The following is a 19,759-nucleotide window of genomic DNA, read 5'->3' on the forward strand; positions in this document are numbered from 1 at the left end:
CCCGCGTGCATCTGGCTCAGGTTCTGCCCTCCGCCGGCGTCGGTGCAGGCCTCCGTGCCCGTGCCGCTCTCGCCGTTGTAGCTCTCCGCCTCTATGTGTTTGTGTGTAGTTGGGGACGGGGGGGGAGGTGAACAAGTTGTTGTGCCAAGGCTGTTTTTAAGCGCAGTCACGTAAGCGCCGGCAAACTTATTTCTCCAGGTATCGTCCAGAAGCTTTGTCGCATCTGGTGAATCAACGAAGCCAATTTCGTTTAGTACGCCAACGGCATTATTACTAGCCAAAACCCCTAAATGAAATATATAGGAGGCGTCTTCTACAGAGCGACGGTTTATCCAGCTGCCCCCTGCAGCCATCCGGTCCTGTACTTCTCTTGAAAACTTGCTGTTGGCGGTTGAGCTTGAAGTGCTCCTGTCACACCAAAAGGTTTCGGTCCCGCTTCCTCCTCCTGCATTACAATGGATGCTTATGAACCGGTCTGCCCCCCAGCTGTTTGACATGTCTCTGCGCTGAGATAGTGAAATCCAACCGTTCCGGGTGGTTCTTGTCATTCTTACCGTCCAGCCTGTGCACTGGCTGTTTAGTTGGTCTCTAAGTTTTAGTCCAACTGCAAGGGCTGTCGCTATCTCAGTTTCGGTACGTCCATCAGGGTTACTGCCATCTGAAGCGTACCCGTGTCCTGGATCTATTACTATTACCTGCCCAAAAACATTGATTGTGAAAAGAATTAAGCAAACAGACAATGCTGTTTTCAAAAGTATGTTCTGTATATGTGTAGTCATGATGTTACCTGTTAAATTTTAAATCCGCTACATAGATTTTGCCTGATTTCTCATCAGAGAAAGTGATTCTCTTTCCATCAGGTGATACATCAGCCCACATTTCTATTTTATCAGGAGTGTTGGTAAGCTTAGTTTTAGCATTTGTTTGTATGGCTACATGATAAAGCTCAGAGCCAGATATGGTATGGCCGTCCTTGGTTTCATCTTCAAAAGTGAGTATTCCGCTGCCATCTGGGAGCCAGCTAGTAGGCAAGCCAATTCCTAGTTTTTTTCGTTTTGCGTTTCCGTGTATGGAATACAGATACATGTTGGCGCCCTCGTTTACAATCACATTTTTCCCGTCCGGCGAAACTAAGGGGCTGTAAAATTGACCATCTTCTGGGGTGATGATCCAAGGCTCGCCTTCTCCTTCTCGGGCCTCTAGTTTGAGTGTTTCAGGATTGATATATACTTTTAATGAAGGGTTTTTCTTTGAAGTGAAGGTGCGATTAGCTTTTGTAGAAGTGGTTTCTGTTAATATGCGTTCTCTGCCGCCTTTTATATTAATGCTTTTTTCAAAGAGTGTTCCAGGGCCGGTGAGAGCAGCTTTTTTTTCGTAGAAGATCACGCCCTTGCCGTCTGGGGTCCACCTGGCCTTGTACCCGATTCCCTGCCCGGATTTTATTTTTTGCACATTGCTTTTCCCTGCAACTTCTTTAATGTAAAGTGCATCATTATGATGGTCTGTAAACAGAAGTTTCTGGCCATCTGGTGACCATACCGGGCTACTGTATTCATTTTCGCCGGTAGTTATCTCCCGGATATTTTGCAGAACCGGCTTCTGGGCTGGCGGACTCACACTGCCTGTCAGAAAGGTCAGTCCGGTTAAACAGCATAGGGTAGTCTTTAAATTCATAGTAGGTATTGTTTGGTGGAAAATTAGAAGGCCAAAAAAGTAATAGCAGAGTTGCCGGTGCCGTTTTGCACCGCTCTGCGTTTCACTAAAAAAGTACCCTGGGGGCTAATCTCCGGCAATGCTTTTATGTGCTACAGATATGCCACCATTGCCAATGGCATACCCCAGGGAGCGCTTTACCCTGTTTCCGCTGCTCTTGCCCTAAGACCGTGTTGCAAATGGCCTATAGAAAGAAGGTAGTTATCTATTTGATTTGTATTGCTTGAAGTATAATTGATAGAACTTTCTATGTGCACCTCAACTGGTAGCTCAGTAAATTCTTCAAAGACGCAGCTTTAGGGAAAGGAGGAGTGGCTTTTTTTGGTTCTCCTTTGCGGAATCTCGATATGTGAAGGAAAAAATTAGGTAGTAAAATCTTTATTACTAGCAAGGTTGTGTTGTCTGCTTTAAACATAGTTAGCTTCATATTTAATAATGTTTATAGTTTAAAGAGACGCAGGAATAAACACGCCTTCCTAGTTTTTATTAAGATTAGTAATCATTGAATATTAATATTTACAACCTAAACAAATTGTTAAAGATAGCCTTTGGTGTGCTCTAGCACATTTAATAAACTTTTATTTGTGTTCGTGCACCTTTGAATAGCTGTGTAACAAATATCTATAGGTTATATCCAAATGTAGATGGGTCGGTTACTGACGGAAAGGAAACTCTGTATAAAATCTTAACTAGAACAATTTTGTATATGTATATAAATTTTCTAATTAATATGATTTAATGTATATAATTTATAAGTATATACATAAATATTTAATTTGAAATTCTAGTTCAAATTGTTTGACTTAAGTTGTAAGGATGAATTAACAGCTCAAAATAAAATTATTAGTTCATTGTAATTTTATTTCGTGTGTCTTCATTGGTTGAATAGGTTTATGTATTCGCTTTGGAGTTTAGTAACAAACAAAAAAGACTAAAATAACTATTTTCATATCTCTTTTAATGCTAAAACAGATATGAAGGGCAAATTTTTGTACCGTTGCTCTTCATTTATTAGAAGAAGTAGAGTCTGTAAATTGCTTGTAAGATTACAACAAGCTAAGCCATCATCATTGGGTTTGGCAAATTATGGCTTCCTCAGCAAGAGGTAAGAGGAGCGTAAATGGCAGGAGCGTAATAAAAAACTAATTAAGATCATCTGCATTTAGTACCAAGTCTGCCCCTGCAGGGATTAGCCTCTAAATATTGGTTTAACAAACAGTATGTGGAAGGCTCAGGCAATAACAGCGGCTTGGAAAGGGTAAAGTACTGAAGTGTAGTGCCTATTTGTATCGCTGAGGCGAAGGTCTTACTTTGATAAGGTAGGCTAAATATAGAACCATTAAACCATGTTTACAGGCTTCTCTAGTAGAGTCTTGAGCTGAATATTAATGCCGTGGTTTTGCCACAATAGCAATTTGTGAGTGTTTTGCAGGTTGTGTTTTGCTAGGTCTTTGGAGGTGGGTGTATTTTTTTATAAAAAATAAAATTCTGACCGTGGGTCATTCTGGTTTCATTTCTCCTTTCTCTATTTAAGTAGACTTATTTAGCATTTTGTATGATAAAACAATGCTGTCTCAATACTCTATGGATAAAAGGCCAAGCTACTGCAGTTGGGCTTTAGCCTTGAATGGGAATGCCTTGTTTACTGGGAAACCTACCTAATGCCAAACCTGAAAAGACAGAGTAGAGAGTGGGAGCAAAAGGCAGCGACGAGAGATGGTGTACCGCTTTCAAATTTGGCATGATGCCCAATTTGCCGGCTGTTGCTTACTGCTAGAAATGCAAGGAAAGGAGGGTTTTAATAACCCCCTCCAACAGTTAAGAAAATGTCATTCATGTCAGAGGGTAGCGTAGTAAATACAGGTGTTTGGTTTCCTTTGAGCTTCAAGAGTCAGGAAATCTTGACCTGCAAAAATGTCTAAATAATTAGGCCACTTTCTTTAAGAATGAAAAAGGTTAAGCCAAACCCCCTAGGCTCACCTAAAAAATCATATAGTAAGTTCAAAGGAGTTGGCCAATATGTCAGCTGCTTCCACCAAAGGGCATTTTTTAATTAAACAACCAATCTATCACGTCTAACATACAAGCTTATGAGAGGAAAATTACTCCTGCTGTTTCTGATGTTGCTGTCAAGCATGACTGCCCAGAGCCAGGCGCTTCGAACCATGTTCTTGGATTTTGGTCCGAATGACGGCACTAACGGCAATATTACGGCCAGCCCAGATGGCAATGGAAATTATTGGAACAACATTCTAAACGTTACCGGAGAATCGGACATTTTTAACCTGGTGGACAAGCAGAACCAGTCAACCGGTATTTCTGTGAAAGTAGTGTCTGGTTTCCTGACCAACGGCATCCGGAACGGTGGGCTACTGTCTCCTTCGGCCACACTGCTAGGGGAATATGCCGTAGCTACTGCTACTCAAGATTACTTTTTCGTGGAGAATGCCAGCGGCTTGGGCCGGCTTAGAATGAGCGGTTTTGACGCGAACAAGCGTTACGTATTCCACTTCTTCGGAACTCGGGATGCTACTGATGCCCGCGTGAGTCAATACAAACTCACAGGGAAAACTGTCAGTACATCTTCACTTCAGACCTCTGGTACCGCCATTGGTACCCCCGTGAACGGGAATAACTACAACGGTAACAACAATGCCATTGCAAAATCAGATACTCTGCAGGCAGATGCCAACGGAGTCATCCACTTTGAACTTACCAGAACCACAGGAAACTTTGGGTACCTCGGTCTGATGAAAATAGAGGAGTTTAACTTGCTGGTTCAGCCCAAGTACACACTAGAGAATTCCGGCTTTGAGATGGGAGATCTCACCTCCTGGACAGCCTCTAGTGCTGGTGCCACAGTAGTGGGAAGTCCGGCGCATGCAGGAAACCACGCAGCAAAACTTACAGGCGGCACAGTCTCATTGGCGCAAACACTAGACTACCAGAGCGGCAATGGGTATAAACTTAGCGGTTACTTTTACCATGCTGCGGCAGATGCACTTCAAGGCAACCAATCGGCCTATCTGGAAATATCTTACTACAACCAGGAGATGCAACTTCTGGGCAGCTCTAAGTCAGATTCGCTGATAGTGTCATCCTCTACCGGTAATTGGCTGAAAAAAGAAGTTATGGCTCCTGTGCCGGCGGGTACCGCCTTCCTGAAGGGTGCTGTCGTATGGCGCAACCCCACTGCCGGTACTACCGGCAGCGTATATTTTGATGACCTGGCTCTAGAGACGTATCAACCTGTGTCTATGGCACCTATTTATATAGATTTTGGGCCTAATGACCAGAATAATGGTAACCATACTCCCAGCCCAGATGCCAACGGACATTACTGGAACAATGCTGTTAACAACACTGCCAATGCTTTAACACTGTATGATAAAGAAAATGTACCTACGCAGCTGAAACTTCATGTAGTAGGTGGTTTCCTGACGAATGGGATTCACCACGGAGGACTGACGGCGCCAGAAGCTTCTTTATTAGGTGCCGAATACGCTATTGCCACGGCTACTCAAGATTATTTTTATGTGGAAGGCAATGGGGTGACTGGGAAACTACGCCTAACCGGACTTGACCCTGCCAAGCGTTATGCTTTCCACCTGTTCGGAAGTCGCCAAACCTCTGAAAACCGCGTTACCCAATACACCCTCACTGGTTTAAACAAAAGCGTTGTGACGTTGCAGACCTCTGGTAATGGAGTTGGAGCTAACAACTACCCAGGTAACAATAACAAAATTGCCGTCTCTGATACCCTGCACGTTGATGCTTCCGGCACCATTACATTAGACATTATCAAAACAGTAGGTTCTTTCGCCTATCTCGGTCTAATGAAGGTGGAGGTGCTTAACGCTGACCCAACTAAAAGATATGTTCTGGAGAATACAGGCTTTGAGCGCGGCGACTTGTCTTCATGGACCACAACTCTACAAAACTCTACCTCTATAACCGTTGTTTCTACCCGCAGCCATGCAGGAACCTACGCAGCCAAACTTACAGGCAGTAGTGTAGCACTAGAGCAGCAGGTTAATTATCTAGACGGGCAGCATTTCAAACTGAGCGGCTACTTTTATCAGGCTGAAGAGCAACCCCTGCAAGCTGGACAGTCGGCTTCCCTTAAGTTGGGGTACTATGACAAAGGTGGACAGTTGCTTGATGAAACAACCTCTCCATTGTTTACAGCCTCTTCAACAGCCGGTGCTTGGGCTAAATTAGAGGTTGCCGGTGCGGTACCGGCCAATACAGCTTTCATTAAGGGAAGCGTTATTTGGAGCAATACTGCAGACGCAGCGGGAGGTGAGGTTTTCTTTGATAATCTAACTCTGAAAGTGTACGAGCCGCTGAATGACCTGAAGATTGTTTATTTTGGTTCTTCAGTCCCTAATGGAACTGGCGCTACCAACAATGTAGGTTACACCAGCCTCTATTCTAATATTCTCCGCGAACGGAGCACGCAGCAAGTGGGTCTTAATTGGCAAACAGCCAACATTTCAGTGCCAGGTGATAATACCGTAAAGGTGTTGAATCGGTGGGAATCTGATCTGGTTCCTCAGAAAGCTAAATACGTAGTGTATGCGCTGGCTTTGGGCAACGAAGGTATACATGAATTTGGGCAGCCGCGCTTTGACCAGTTCAAAACCAATATGCAGAAGCTTATTCAGCAAGCCCGTGACAGCGGTATGGTGCCAGTAGTTACTAATAATTACACCCGTAACGACTATAATGCAACCGACTATGCTTTCATTCAGCAGATGAACAACCTGATTCATTCCTGGGATGTGCCTAGTGTGAACTTGCTGGGAGCGATAGATGACGGTGCAGGCCGTTGGGCCACCGGATACTGGAGCGATGCGCTGCACCCTAATGATGCGGGGCATGCTGAAATGGCATACACATTGGTTCCTTCACTCTTTGATGCCCTGGCTGCAAACAAGCCCCAGCCCAAGAAAGTAGACGGTTCTTACATTTCGCTAGCTTCTACTTCTGCGGCAGGGAGCAAGTCTGTAGTATTTACGCCTGAAAACGTAGTGCATTCCTTTACCACCACTGTAGGGTTTAAGGCCTCAGGCGCCCAGACGTTGGTGCAAGTAAAGGAGGCCGGCGGCGGCACTGGTCTAATTTCTACCGATGCCAATGGCAAGGTAACCTATACCTCTCCAAAAACTGGCAGCGTGGTTAGTACTACTAATGTAAATGATGGCAAATGGCATAAGATCACCCTTACTCATTATTATGCCCGCGGTGAGACCATTCTTTACGTTGACAGTGTGAAAGCAGGCAGCGTGGCTGAGAAATTAGTACCTACCCAGTTGAGCCTCGGTAGCATTGATGAGCGTCAGCAAGCCATGTTCAGAAACTGGTCATTCCACCGTGCAGGCATGACCCAAGAGGAAGTGTACCGCCTAGTGGCAGATAGTGTGCTGAAATCCAGCTTAGAGTTATATGCTCCTTTGGACGGAGATTTGGTAAGCGTTTCTGATTCTTTGGTTAACCTGGCACAAAGCTTGAACACCCTCAGCATTGTATCTAACCCTTTAGGAACAGGCACAAACTTGGAGCAAGGCTCTAACTTGAAGTTATATCCAAACCCAGCAGTAGGAGAGGTGATGTTGTCATCAGGCAAGGACATTGAAGGTGGCCAAGTGCTGATTTATGACATGGTAGGCAAACGGGTATTTACCGGAGAAGTGCGCCAAAGCAAGATTAACGTTTCTGGCCTGGCGCCTGGTATATATTCGCTCACTCTCCATAATAAAGGTTTGGCGCTTCATTCTCGCTTAATGGTGCAGAAGGGGAAGTAGTAGTCGCAAACCAATCCAAGAAGGTTAAAAGGAGTAGCTTTTATAGTGAGGTTGTTTACTCCTTTAACTTCTAGTCTTTTGAAAAGCTTAGAACCGCCAACATTGGAACTATTCAATCTTGGTGGTTCTAAGCTTTTTTGTAAAAGGCAGTTTCTGTTTTTGAGCTGTTTTTCAAAAAGTAGCTCAAAAACGATAAAACAACTGATTGCTCTGAATGAACGCTTCCTGAGTATGAACATGACAAGCTCTAAATACATTCGTAGTAAACGTAAATCAGTTTGTAACCTCTGATCGAAAGCATGATTTTGTTGTTCATGAGTTGAGGCTGTATTTAGGGGTTTAGAATAGGTCTATTCTAAACATGTGGCAATTCTCTTCCTTATCAAAATATAGTGTATTAGCTGTGCTCTTGCTCTATTTACAGACTTACTTTACTATTTGAGAGTTAAATAAGATCTGGAAATCCTTGTCTAAATAAATATTAATCCTAAATTTGTAGGTATGTATATACATATCGGTTTGGTGTGTGTTTTTTAACAGAGTATTTGGGGCCCACTACATCTGTGGGGATATTTACTAATTCTTATTCTCATGGATTATAACACTGAAAAGGGAAACTCACTGCAGAACACTATGACAGAAACGGCAGCAATTCTAGAAGATAGTTCAGCTAAAACTTCTATCTCTTCTTATACAGATTTCCGGAAATCTACTCAGTATATGTTGCCGCTGGAGAAAGGTGGGGATGTTAACGGGTATGATGTATTTCCTTCTTTCAAAATTGAAGATGGAAAAATAGCCTCTGGCTTTGAATCCTTGGCAGATTGGCTGAGTAACCACAAGCAGGTGATCCTAGATGGCGATCCTGGAGTTTGCTGGAACGATTTTACTAAACGTCTGGCCCAAGTGCTGAAAAACAAGAATGTTCAGGTTGAGCTAATCAATATTGAGACTGCCTTAAAACCGGAGGAGCAAGTGAATGGAATGATCTCTCCATATCTGGGAGGGGATGACCCAATCTTTGGAAAAGTGTTTGAAGGAAGCCTGGTAGACTTTTTCGACAAGGAAAAACTTGACGCAATTCAACCAGCACAAGAGGGATTGACTATTCTTTATGGTACGGGTGCTGCCTTGGTGAACTGGGGCAGTCCGGTTGTATTTTTAGAAGTGCCGAAAAACGAAGTGCAGTATCGTTCCAGAGCAGGAGTAGTGCGTAATATAGGTGAGTTAAAACCAGCCTCTCCCAAGCAGCAATACAAACGATTCTACTTTGTAGACTGGGTTATCATGAACAAGCACAAAAAAGAATGGTTGCCCAAGGTTTCTGTGGTAGTAGACGAGCAAAGGGGAGCAGATATCACTTGGATATTAGGCGAGGATCTACGAAACGCTTTAAAAGTGGCCTCTGAAAATGTCTTCCGGGCCCGGCCATGGTTTGAGGCTGGAGCATGGGGAGGAGATTGGATTAAAGACCATATTCAAGGTGTCACGCCAGATGTGCCAAATTATGCCTGGTCTTTTGAGCTTATTACCCCAGAAAACGGCATTGTGTTTGAAAGTGACAAAAAGCTTCTTGAAGTAAGCTTTGCCAACCTAATGCACTATGACAACAAAGCCATACTAGGCAAGGCGGCAGAGCGCTTTAAAGATGAATTCCCTATCAGGTTTGACTTTTTAGATACATATAGTGGAGGGAATCTTTCGGTACAGTGCCACCCCACCAATGAGTACATTAAAGAGAACTTTGGGGAGAACTTTACGCAGGATGAGACCTATTACATCTTAGATGCTGAGCCAGATGCTAAAGTATACCTGGGCTTTCAGGAGAATATAGATAAAGAGAACTTTAAAACTGTGCTGGAGAAAAGCGCGGCAGAAAAGCAGCCTATTGAGGTAGAAGATTTTGTGCAGGTATTTTCCGCCAAAAAACACGACCTGTTCCTGATTCCGAACGGAACAGTACACTGCTCTGGCATAGACAACATGGTGCTGGAAATAAGCAGCACGCCATACATCTATACCTTTAAAATGTATGATTGGGTTAGGTTAGACTTAGACGGGAACCCACGCCCCCTGAACATTGATAGAGCTTTTGAGAACCTGAACTTTGACCTGAAGGGTGATAAAGTGACGGAGGAACTCATCTCCAAGCAAACCATAATGGAGGCTGGGGCTGACTGGCAATTAATTAATCTTTCTACGCACCCAGAGCATTTTTATGCTGTTCACCGCTTCGAGTTCGAAACAGAAGTGCACGCTAAAACAGAAGGCCAGTGCCATATCTTGAGCTTAGTGGAGGGAAGCAGCATTATAGTTAAGACAGGTGACGTAGAGCAGCAAGTAAGCTATGCGGAAACATTTGTAATTCCTGCCGCTGCAAAGGCCTACACATTAATAAACAAGGGGCAATCTAAGGCTAAAGTAGTGAAGGCCTTTGTGAAAGATGAAAGCTGTTGATACAATAGGCTATCTCTTGGGTAGATATTTTAGTCTATTTCAGGAGATAGCCTTATAGGTGCGCTTATGCCAAGTGCTGCCTTAAAGCTTTCGTTCTAACTCTTTGCTCCCACTACACCAACTATGTTTCAAACAAAATCATTCTATTTGTTCGCCATTACCATAGTAGCCACCATGGGGGGGCTGTTGTTTGGTTTTGATATGGCGGTTATCTCAGGAGTATTACCTTTTGTGAAAGACCAATTTTCACTGTCAGCAGCAGAAGAAGGTTGGTTTGTCTCTTCTGCCTTGGTGGGTTGTATTATAGGAGTAGCATTTTCTGGGGAATTAAGCGATAGGCTGGGGCGTAAGGTAATGCTGGTGATTTCGGCAATACTATTCTTGTTGTCCGCCATTGGGACAGCCGGAGCCTCCTCTTTTACCTTTTTAATACTTGCCCGAATGCTAGGCGGAATAGGGGTTGGGGTGGCGTCAAATGTGGCGCCTTTGTATATTTCAGAGATTGCACCTGCTGCCGTAAGAGGTAGGTTAGTGACCTTCTATCAGTTAGCTATAACGGTAGGTATTTTAGCAGCTTACCTTACCAATGCCGGTTTATTGAATGTTTCTCTGGCATACGGAGCAACGGGGTTGGGAAACCTAATAGACTATGTAGTGCTGGAAGAGGTCTGGCGCGGTATGTTCGGATTGGAGGCTATTCCGGCCATATTGTTCTTGTTAGGCTTGCTGTTCGTGCCCGAAAGCCCACGGTGGTTAATTCAGAAAAATAGAATTGAGGAAGGAACACAGGTTCTTGCCAAAATTAGCAGCCAGGCCGAGGCGCAGGAAGACGTTTCAAATATCATAAAGACCTCAAACCAAGAAACTGGCTCTTATAAAGAACTCTTTTCAAAGAGACTGAGGAAGCCTTTGATGATTGGTCTGCTACTGCCTATCTTCTCACAGTTCAGTGGTATAAATGCGGTTATATATTATGGGCCAAGAATTCTAAATGATGCCGGCATTGATTTGAGCAATGCGTTACTAGGGCAAATCGTTTTTGGTTTAGCCAATCTAGTTTTCACGTTAATTGCTATTTGGAAGGTAGATAAATTAGGCCGCCGGCCCCTTTACCTGGTGGGTTCAATTGGTGCGGCTTTAAGTTTAATATTCACCGGCTTTAGTTTTTATACCGGGAGCACCGGTTTCTTCCTGCTGCTATCCATCATAGTATTTCTGGCCTGTTTTGCTTTCTCAATTGGCCCTCTGAAGTTTGTAATTGCGGCAGAAATATTTCCGAATAAAATAAGGGGAAGAGCCATGGCGCTAAGTATCATGGCCATGTGGGTAGCCGATACCATAGTGGGTCAGATTACCCCAATTCTTTTAGCTTCTGCAGGTGCCGCTGTTACCTTCTGGTTTTTTGCAGCATTTTGTATTTGTGCCTTTTGGGTTGTCTTGAAAATGGTGCCAGAAACAAAAGGAAAATCTTTAGAGGAAATACAGGGAATGTGGGCAAGGAATTAGGTACTCCTACACTACATCAGTCTAACGCTTTGCCCCTTTCTAGTTTCTTTTTAAAGGAACTGAACCAGTGGTTTAAGATAGTGCTACAGAAACCTAGATTAAAGTGCTGAAAACCTTCTTGTACGCATGTATGGTGCAAACAGCTTGACCAAATTTTGAGCGTGAGCCAGGCATGAAGACAAAGGGGCAGGCGCTTCTTTTAAAATATAAGTAAATACCAATTATCCGATCTCATGAACATACGAAACTCCATTTTAAAATCAGCTTTGTTTGTTACACTCCTTGGTTTAGGCTCCTGTGCCACAACTAAGAATGACAGTGATGCAACTAGCCAAAAAGATGTCCTTAGTTACGTTGATCCCAATATAGGTACTGCTCATAGTCGCTGGTTTTTCTATACCCCGGCGGCGGTGCCTTACGGTATGGCCAAATTAGCTCCTTCTACCAATGGATCTTACGGAAATAACGATGGCTGGGAAGCCGTAGGCTATGATACCCGCCATACTTCAATTGAGGGATTTGTGCATTTCCATGAGTGGCAGGTGGGCGGAATAAGTTTTATGCCAACGGCCGGAGAGCTAAAAGTAAAACCCGGCCAACTGGAAAGCAGCGCTAGCGGCTACCGGTCTGAGTTTGACCGAAAAAACGAAGTGGCGCAACCAGGCTACTACAAAGTTTTGTTGGATGAGCATAACATTACAGCTGAGCTGACCGCTACCAAACGAGTTGGGTTTCACCGGTATACTTTCCCGCAAAACGAGCAGTCAAGAATTATTCTGGACATAGGAAACGTGCAAGGTGAAAGCGGTTGGATTACAGATGCTTCCGTTAAAATGATTGATGACACTCATTTTGAGGGCTTTGTGGAGACGTATCCGAAATATGTCAAAAAATACGACCCCGAAGGAAAGGTATTTATGTATTTCTACGGCGAAGTCAGCAAGAAACCTCTGCGGGTAGGTTCGTTCACAGAAAAAGGAATAGAGGCTTCTTCAAGAGCAGCCCAGGGCAAAGGAGCCGGTTTATTCTTGGAATACAACACCAAAGATCAAGAAGCCATTGAAATAAAAGTAGGTCTATCATATACGTCTACACAAAATGCCAAACTAAACTTGACCACTGAGGCTGAAAAGTTGTCATTTGATAAAGCCAAAGAACTGGCTCAAAAAGACTGGCGCCAAGAGTTAAGCAAGTTGCAGGTAGAAGGCCCTAATGAAAAGGATAAAATCAAGTTTTATACCGGTTTATACCATGCATTATTAGGCCGCGGCGTGGCCAGCGATGTGAATGGCTCTTTCCCTCGGCATGACGGCACCATTGGCCAATTGCCCCGCGACGCGAAAGGAAACTTCAGCTATAACTTCATGAACACTGATGCTATCTGGGGTGGCTACTGGAACATTACGCAATTGTGGACTTTAGCATACCCGCAGCATTACAATGATTTTGTGCATACCCAATTGCAGGTGTACAAAGAAAGAGGATGGTTTGGTGACGGGATAGCCAATAGCAATTTCGTATCTGGCGTAGGCACCAATATGGTAGGTTTAGCCGTAGCGGCAGCGTACAATGCCGGTATCAGAGATTATGACACAGAGCTTGCCTATAAAGCAGTGTATGAAAATGAAATGGGCTATAAAAACAGGAAAGAAGGCTCTGGTAAAATGGATACCAAAGCATTTGTAGAGCGTGGCTACAGCCCGTTTATTGGCGGCGGCAACGTATTCATCACTGATTCTACCGGGTCCACTTTTTCAGCTTCCCATACCATGGAATATGCCTTTAGTGCCTACGCGGCAGCCCAAATGGCAAAATCGATGGGTAAAACAGAGGACTACCAAAAGTTAATGAAGTATGCAGACGGCTGGAAAAATCTGTTCAATCCGGAAACAAAACTTATTCATCCAAAAAACATCAATGGCAATTTTATAACGCCATTTGACCCGTATCAAGCCTGGAGAGGGTTTCAGGAAGGGAATGCCATCCAATATACTTTTTTTGTGCCTCATAACCCAGAAGCCTTGATTTCTGCCGTTGGCAAAGAAGAGTTCAATACCAGGCTGGATAATATCTTTACAGAGTCTCAGAAAAACGCCTTCGGGGGCGGTAAAACCATTGATGCTTTTGCGGGTATAAATGCCCTTTACAACCAAGGAAACCAGCCTAACCTGCATATCAGCTGGTTATTTAACTTTTCTGGTAAACCTTGGCTCACCCAAAAATGGACGAGAGCCATCTGCAATGAGTTCTATGGTACAGAGGGTGTGCATGGCTACGGCTACGGACAAGATGAGGACCAGGGTCAGTTAGGATCTTGGTACGTAATGGCGTCACTGGGTCTGTTTGATGTAAAAGGCTTCACTGATGAAAGACCAATCATTCAAATAGGCAGCCCTTTGTTTGACAAAGCCACTATCACGTTAGGTAACAAAAAGAAGCTGGTTATTGAGACACAAAACAACTCGGCTGATAACGTGTACATACAATCTGCTTCTTTCAATGGCAAACCGTTGAACAATTGCTGGCTGTATTTAGATGAGTTGATGAAAGGTGGTAAGCTTGAATTTGTGATGGGGAACCAGCCAAATAAAGCTTGGGGAGTTGCGGTTCCGCCTACTGCCGCAAATTAGCGAGACAGCACACATAAGGAAGTCTTATAAATTTCCATTTTGAATGGGAATACTAACTGATGTGTTGAACAATACTATTCGACTTGAAGCCTCTCTTATCTGTTTTTGGCCTGTTTTAGCTAAAACAGACCAAAAACAGATAAATGTCGGTAGAGTGCTATTGTGTGGCTATTGTAATATTGTAAGCTTTGGTGCGTGTTTTACTAGGCTACATGCTTAGATTCTCTGAAATGAAATCTTTGCTCTTGGTAGTACATGCTTCCTGAGGTGCTTCTATTTTAGCGGCTCATTAGATGAGTACAAAGTATTAAAGCTCCTTTGCCGCAACATTTATTTGCTGAAAATAATAGGGAGAGCTTGAATAGATAAGTTTGTCACCTAGTCTAGTTCCTGGGCTTTCATAATATAATCCTTAACTCAAAAGACCTGTTTTAGGGCTGTTTTCTGAAAAACAGGCCTAAAACAGGTCTTTTGAGTTAAGGGCAATCCCCAAGCCTCCTTATGTAAGGCTTTAAGTGATTACTATCATTTTCTCAAAAATTGAGCTCTTATAAGTATTGAGATTTTCATAAATAAAATTAAAGCCTAAAATTTCCATTTTTAAATAAATGTACATATGTTTGTACATACTGAAATAGAAAGATATCAACCTAAACACCAGCGGGTGTTCTTAAGGCTGGCATAGATGAGGGAGTGGCAGGGTTTAGACTACACTTCTTTAAAACAGCATTTGATTCTGTATTGATGCTTACAAACAGCTCAAATGACCTAACCCCTAGATACAATTGAGTTACAGTTGCTGCTAATAATAAGCATTGTCTGGCAAAGTTATTTTGAGCCAGTGCTAAGATTTATAAGGATTCTTTACCAAAACAAACCACATCAATCTATATGTTAAAACCATTACATAAGATATCTCTACTTGTCTCAAGTCTCATGTTGGTAGGGGTTTGCAATCCTGCACAGGCAAACGAGATCACTACCAGCAATGAAAATTCGGTAGATATGCCGCGGCCCCCCAAAGCCGAGGTTTCAATAGGCTCTAGGCAAACTGCGCAAGTGGTAACGGTAACCGGAAAAGTGACTGATGATAAAGGCGAGGCATTGCCGGGGGTGGCCGTTGTTCTGAAAGGTACCAGCATAGGCGCCTCTACGGACGTTGAGGGTAATTACTCACTGTCTTTTGCCAGCGGCAAAACTTTAGTGTTCTCTTACATAGGCTACCAAACACAGGAAGTAGCCATTAATGGAAGATCGGTGGTTAACCTAACGCTTGCCACAGATAATCAAGCGCTTGAAGAAGTGGTGGTAGTAGGGTACGGTACGCAAAAGAAAGTAAACCTGACGGGTGCGGTAAGTACCGTCAATTCAGAAGTGCTTGAAAACAGGCCTGTGGTAAACGCTGTGGAGGCTTTGCAAGGCACCGCACCAGGTTTAATCATTCAGCAAAACTCCAGTGAGCCCGGTTCTGGTTTAAGTATAAACATTAGAGGAATGGGAACTATAGGAAGCACAGGTCCGCTGATTATTGTGGATGGCATCCCGAGTTCTATTGACAATATCAACCCTAATGACATTGAAAGCATATCTGTGCTAAAAGACGCGGCTTCAGCAGCAATTTACGGTTCAAGGGCTGCCAGCGGGGTTATTTTGGTGACTACTAAAAGAGGCGAAAGAGATGCCAAGCCCAAAATAGAATTCACCAGTATAATAGGAAATCAGAGCCCTACCATCTTATCAAAGCCTGTGAACTCTTGGGAATATGCAGAACTTAGAAACGAAGCGCTGGTTAATTCGGGGTTACAGCCTCAATTTACCCCAGAACAGATCCGCAATTTTAAAGAGAACGGTCCAAACACGAATTGGTTAAAAGAAATTTTCAGGGAAAATGCGCTTCAGCAAAACCACAGTTTAGGTATAACTGGCGGTAATAAATCCACTTCTTATTTTCTTTCTGCGGGTTACGTGCAGCAGGAGAGTCAATTCAAAGGTCCGGATTTTGGTTTGAAGAGATACAACACCAGGTTAAATATAACTACGGATGTAAATGACAGGATCAGGGTTGGTGGAGTCATTGCTTTTAGCCGGACAGATACGAAGGAACATGCTTACTGGACAGAGTGGTTAATTGAACCTGCCACTCGAATGCCCACTATTTACAGCCCTGTTGATGCGAACGGTAACTATACCCTAGTGAGTGGAAGTAATTCAAATTCATTGGCAAGGCTTGAGAAAGGCGGGGAACGTAACTTTTCAAATGACGCCTTAACGGGGAATTTAAACGGCGAGCTGAAAATTGTAGATGGGCTGAAATTACGGGGCATTTTTGGCGGCGACCTAAAAACGAACATGGGTGATGAGTTTAGGAAATCCATTGACTATGCGCCATACGCTGGGGGGGGAGACATTCAGAATTCTGTAGCCAGTAACTTCAGTAGAACCCTGTTGTTGAATTCACAGTTGATGGCTGACTATGAGAAAAGTTTCGATAAGCATTACCTCAAAGCATTGTTAGGCTTTTCACAGGAAAACAACACCTACAGAGGAACTGGAGTGAGAAGATTGGATGTGCCAGGGAACGATTTTGGGGTGATCAGCAATGGAGCCACTACAGATGATAATGGCACTTTCGGGAACGGTAATGAGTGGTCATTGACTTCTTATTTCGGTAGATTGAATTACTCTTTTGAAGATAAATATTTATTTGAGGCCAACTTCAGGTATGACGGTTCTTCGCGTTTCGCACCTGAAAACAGATGGGGATTCTTTCCTTCTGTTTCTGCCGGTTGGCGCATTATGCAGGAGCCTTTTATGGAGGGTATGCTAGAGGCAGTAAGTGATCTTAAAATCAGGGCTTCCTATGGTGAGCTAGGAAATCAGGAGATTGGCATTTATCCATATTTAAGTACAGTTGGCAGCGTTACTCCAGCTTATTCTTTTGGGAACCAAGCCGCTACCGGGGCTTATTTCACTGAAGCGAATAGAAACGTTAGATGGGAAACAGCGGCTATGTTTAATGTTGGTGTAGATGGTGCTCTGTTTAACGGTAAGCTTACCTTCGGGCTTGATTATTTTGACAAAAGAACTAGAGACATTCTATTGCTTCTGCCAATACCTGATGCGTATGGGGGTAATTGGACTTATCAAAATGCCGGCCACGTAAGAAACAGAGGCTATGAAATAGCACTTGGCTGGAACCAGACTATCTCGTCCTTCTCGCACAGCTTCAATGCTTTTCTATCGGATAGTAAAAATGAAGTGACAGATTTCAAAGGGCAGGAAAATATTTATGGATTTGATGTCAATACTATTGACAGAGAAGGAGAATCTATCCGGTCATACTATGGTTACAAGTGGGATGGCTTCTTCCAAAACCAGGGGGAGATTGACAATGGTCCCAAGCCTACTTTCTCGGCCCAGGTTAAACCAGGAGACATCAGGTACAAAGACCAAAACGGTGATGGCCTTATAGATGAAGCAGATCGGGTAATATTAGGTGATCCTTTCCCCCGCTATACCTACTCTTTCACCTATGCAGCACAGTTCAAAGGGTTTGATGTAAACGTTTTCTTTCAAGGGGTAGGAAAAAGGAGTGCCTGGATTAGAGGCGAAGCCACAGAAGCTTTCCATAACAACAACGAAGGTCCTGTTATGAATTTCCACCTTGACAGATGGACTCCTAGCAATCCAAACGCTACATATCCACGCCTGACGGTAGGGTCAGAATCAGTAAACAACGCGGCAAAATCTGACTTCTGGATTGAGGATGCTGCTTACCTGAGGCTAAAGAACCTGCAAGTGGGCTACACCCTGCCCGCTACCATCACTCAGAGAATAGGGGTTGCTAAATGCCGGTTCTTTTTTACGAGCCAAAACCTCTTGACCTTCAGTAAACTCAGATCTGGTTACGACCCAGAAGTATTCAATGGAAATTCCCAAAGTGGCAGAGTGTACCCTGTAGCAAAGGTGAATGCCTTGGGATTGAACTTAACTTTTTAGTACCTGAACTTTAGATAAGAAACGTGAAAGATATGTTAAGAAAGATAATAGTGCTGCTGTTCATTGGCCTGATAAGTCAATCTTGTAAGGAACTGGACCTTGCCCCTTGGGACCGGCCATCTGATCTAACTTTTTGGCAGACGAAAGAAGACGCGGTAAATGCAGTAACTGCCTGCTATGGGGACCTCTACAACGCAGAAACCTATATTTTTAATGAGTCATTGTCAGATAATGCCTATACAAAGTCAAATAACGGCAACCTGGTAAGAGATATCGCAAATGGAAACTATGACGCTTCCAATCCTTTGTTGCAACAGGTATGGGCTAACCGGTATGCCGGCATAAGGAGGTGTAATCAGGTTTTAGCGAACATAGACCGAGTAGCAGAATTAGACCCAAGCCTAAAAGAGCGGTTACGGGCCGAAGCTCGGTTTCTCCGTGCGTTCCACTACTTTGTTTTAGTGAACCATTTTGGCGGCGTTCCCTTAATTGAAAATGTGATCACCATAGATGAATCCAGGAATGTGGTAAGGGCATCCCGTGAGACCATCGTTAATTTTATTCATCAGGAACTTGATCTGGCATATCAAAATTTGCCGGTAAACACGGCCTATGCCGAAACTGACATTGGCCGTGCCACCAAAGGGGCGGCATTGGCCCTGAAAGCCAGAATGTATTTGTATGATAGTAACTGGCCTAAAGTGGTAGAGACCACAGAAATTTTGATGAACGGAACGGCAGCGGGTACTTATTCTTTGTTCCCAAGTTATGCGGGCTTGTTTAAAATGAGTAATGAAAACAATCAGGAGGTGATTTTTGATGTGCAGTTCATGCCCATCAGGAGAACCCACAGAATTCAATATTTCCTGATTCCGCCAACGGAAGGGGGCTATGCCGCCATTTCACCCTCCCAGGAGTTAGTGGATAGCTACCTCACTATCAACGGTAGGGTCATTTCTGAAAATGGCTCGGGCTGGAATGAGAATACCCCGTATCAGAACCGTGACCCCAGATTAAGAGCAACTATTGTTTATGATGGTTACCCTTGGGTAAGAGCAGATGGAACCACCACTACCATCAATACCAGACCCGGTAGCGGCGCCAACAGCATTGGGTACTCTTCTAACACAACTCCCACTGGCTATTATGTAGCAAAGTATTTTGATCCTACTGCTCAAAATCTGGTGAATTCAGGCCTTAACTTAATACTGATCAGGTATGCAGATGTTCTGTTAATGCACGCAGAGGCAAAGAATGAATTAGGTCAATTCAACCAGGATGTATGGAATAAGACCATCAGAAGACTGAGAGAAAGAGCAGGCTTCACTGATCCTAATGCCTTGATGTTTCCTAGTAATTTAGGTCAAGCTGGCTTGCGAGATATTATTAGAAGGGAAAGAAGAGTGGAGTTGGCATTTGAGGGATTGCGCTATTATGATATTAAGCGCTGGCAGATAGCTGATGAAGTGTTGAACGGATGGTTACACGGAATGAAAACCAATAACTCTAGTGAGGATAACGGATACGAACGGGTGGATTTACGCAGATTTGATCCGGCTAAACATTATCTGTGGCCAATACCACAAAGTGAGAGAGATAGAACCAATAATCTAGAGCAGAATCCGAATTGGTAATTTCAAAACAATC

Annotated in this window: 8 protein-coding genes; 6 read left to right on the forward strand and 2 right to left on the reverse strand. The window is 43.6% G+C overall.

Annotation, left to right across the window (positions count from 1 at the left end; genetic code table 11):
• Both A8O23_RS00005 and A8O23_RS00010 read right to left on the reverse strand, forming a co-directional pair.
• The coding region (locus A8O23_RS00005; RefSeq protein WP_192849026.1) for an N-acetylmuramoyl-L-alanine amidase at positions 1-779 on the reverse strand (779 nt) is incomplete at its 3' end.
• A 4-nt stretch (positions 780-783) separates the two neighbouring features.
• Positions 784-1,674, reverse strand: a complete 891-nt coding sequence (locus tag A8O23_RS00010) for a TolB family protein (protein ID WP_066615126.1) — start codon at positions 1,672-1,674, stop codon at positions 784-786.
• A gap of 2,129 nt (positions 1,675-3,803) precedes the next feature.
• On the opposite strand from A8O23_RS00010, the gene A8O23_RS00015 reads away from it, so the two are divergent.
• The 6 genes from A8O23_RS00015 to A8O23_RS00040 all read left to right on the forward strand — a co-directional run bounded on the left by A8O23_RS00015 (position 3,804) and on the right by A8O23_RS00040 (position 19,746).
• Positions 3,804-7,520, forward strand: coding sequence for a GDSL-type esterase/lipase family protein (locus A8O23_RS00015; protein ID WP_082882805.1), 3,717 nt, complete (start codon positions 3,804-3,806; stop codon positions 7,518-7,520).
• Positions 7,521-8,111: 591 nt separating this feature from the next.
• The gene (locus tag A8O23_RS00020) at positions 8,112-9,977 is read left to right on the forward strand and encodes a class I mannose-6-phosphate isomerase (protein WP_204377656.1); all 1,866 of its coding nucleotides are present in this window, start codon (positions 8,112-8,114) and stop codon (positions 9,975-9,977) included.
• 123 nt (positions 9,978-10,100) lie between these two features.
• On the forward strand, positions 10,101-11,483 hold the full coding sequence (locus A8O23_RS00025; protein WP_066615129.1) for a sugar porter family MFS transporter: 1,383 nt from the start codon (positions 10,101-10,103) through the stop codon (positions 11,481-11,483).
• Positions 11,484-11,716: 233 nt separating this feature from the next.
• On the forward strand, positions 11,717-14,113 hold the full coding sequence (locus tag A8O23_RS00030) for a GH92 family glycosyl hydrolase (RefSeq protein WP_066615131.1): 2,397 nt from the start codon (positions 11,717-11,719) through the stop codon (positions 14,111-14,113).
• Between the two features lie 891 nt (positions 14,114-15,004).
• Entirely contained in the window at positions 15,005-18,112 is a 3,108-nt protein-coding gene (locus A8O23_RS00035; RefSeq protein WP_204377657.1) for a SusC/RagA family TonB-linked outer membrane protein, read from the forward strand.
• Between the two features lie 32 nt (positions 18,113-18,144).
• Positions 18,145-19,746: a RagB/SusD family nutrient uptake outer membrane protein gene (locus A8O23_RS00040; protein ID WP_082882806.1), complete on the forward strand. Its 1,602-nt coding sequence runs from the start codon at positions 18,145-18,147 to the stop codon at positions 19,744-19,746.
• The last annotated feature ends 13 nt before the right edge of the window (positions 19,747-19,759 follow it).

Origin of the sequence: Rufibacter roseus (genome assembly GCF_001647285.1) — a bacterium.
Lineage (GTDB): Bacteria > Bacteroidota > Bacteroidia > Cytophagales > Hymenobacteraceae > Nibribacter > Nibribacter roseus.

Bases quoted from the DNA above. Each gene is read 5' to 3' on its own strand.
- A8O23_RS00035 (WP_204377657.1), top strand. From the start codon at position 15,005: ATGTTAAAACCATTACATAAGATATCTCTACTTGTCTCAAGTCTCATG.
- A8O23_RS00040 (WP_082882806.1), top strand. From the start codon at position 18,145: ATGTTAAGAAAGATAATAGTGCTGCTGTTCATTGGCCTGATAAGTCAA.
- A8O23_RS00030 (WP_066615131.1), top strand. From the start codon at position 11,717: ATGAACATACGAAACTCCATTTTAAAATCAGCTTTGTTTGTTACACTC.
- A8O23_RS00010 (WP_066615126.1), bottom strand. From the start codon at position 1,674: ATGAATTTAAAGACTACCCTATGCTGTTTAACCGGACTGACCTTTCTG.
- A8O23_RS00015 (WP_082882805.1), top strand. From the start codon at position 3,804: ATGAGAGGAAAATTACTCCTGCTGTTTCTGATGTTGCTGTCAAGCATG.
- A8O23_RS00020 (WP_204377656.1), top strand. From the start codon at position 8,112: ATGGATTATAACACTGAAAAGGGAAACTCACTGCAGAACACTATGACA.
- A8O23_RS00025 (WP_066615129.1), top strand. From the start codon at position 10,101: ATGTTTCAAACAAAATCATTCTATTTGTTCGCCATTACCATAGTAGCC.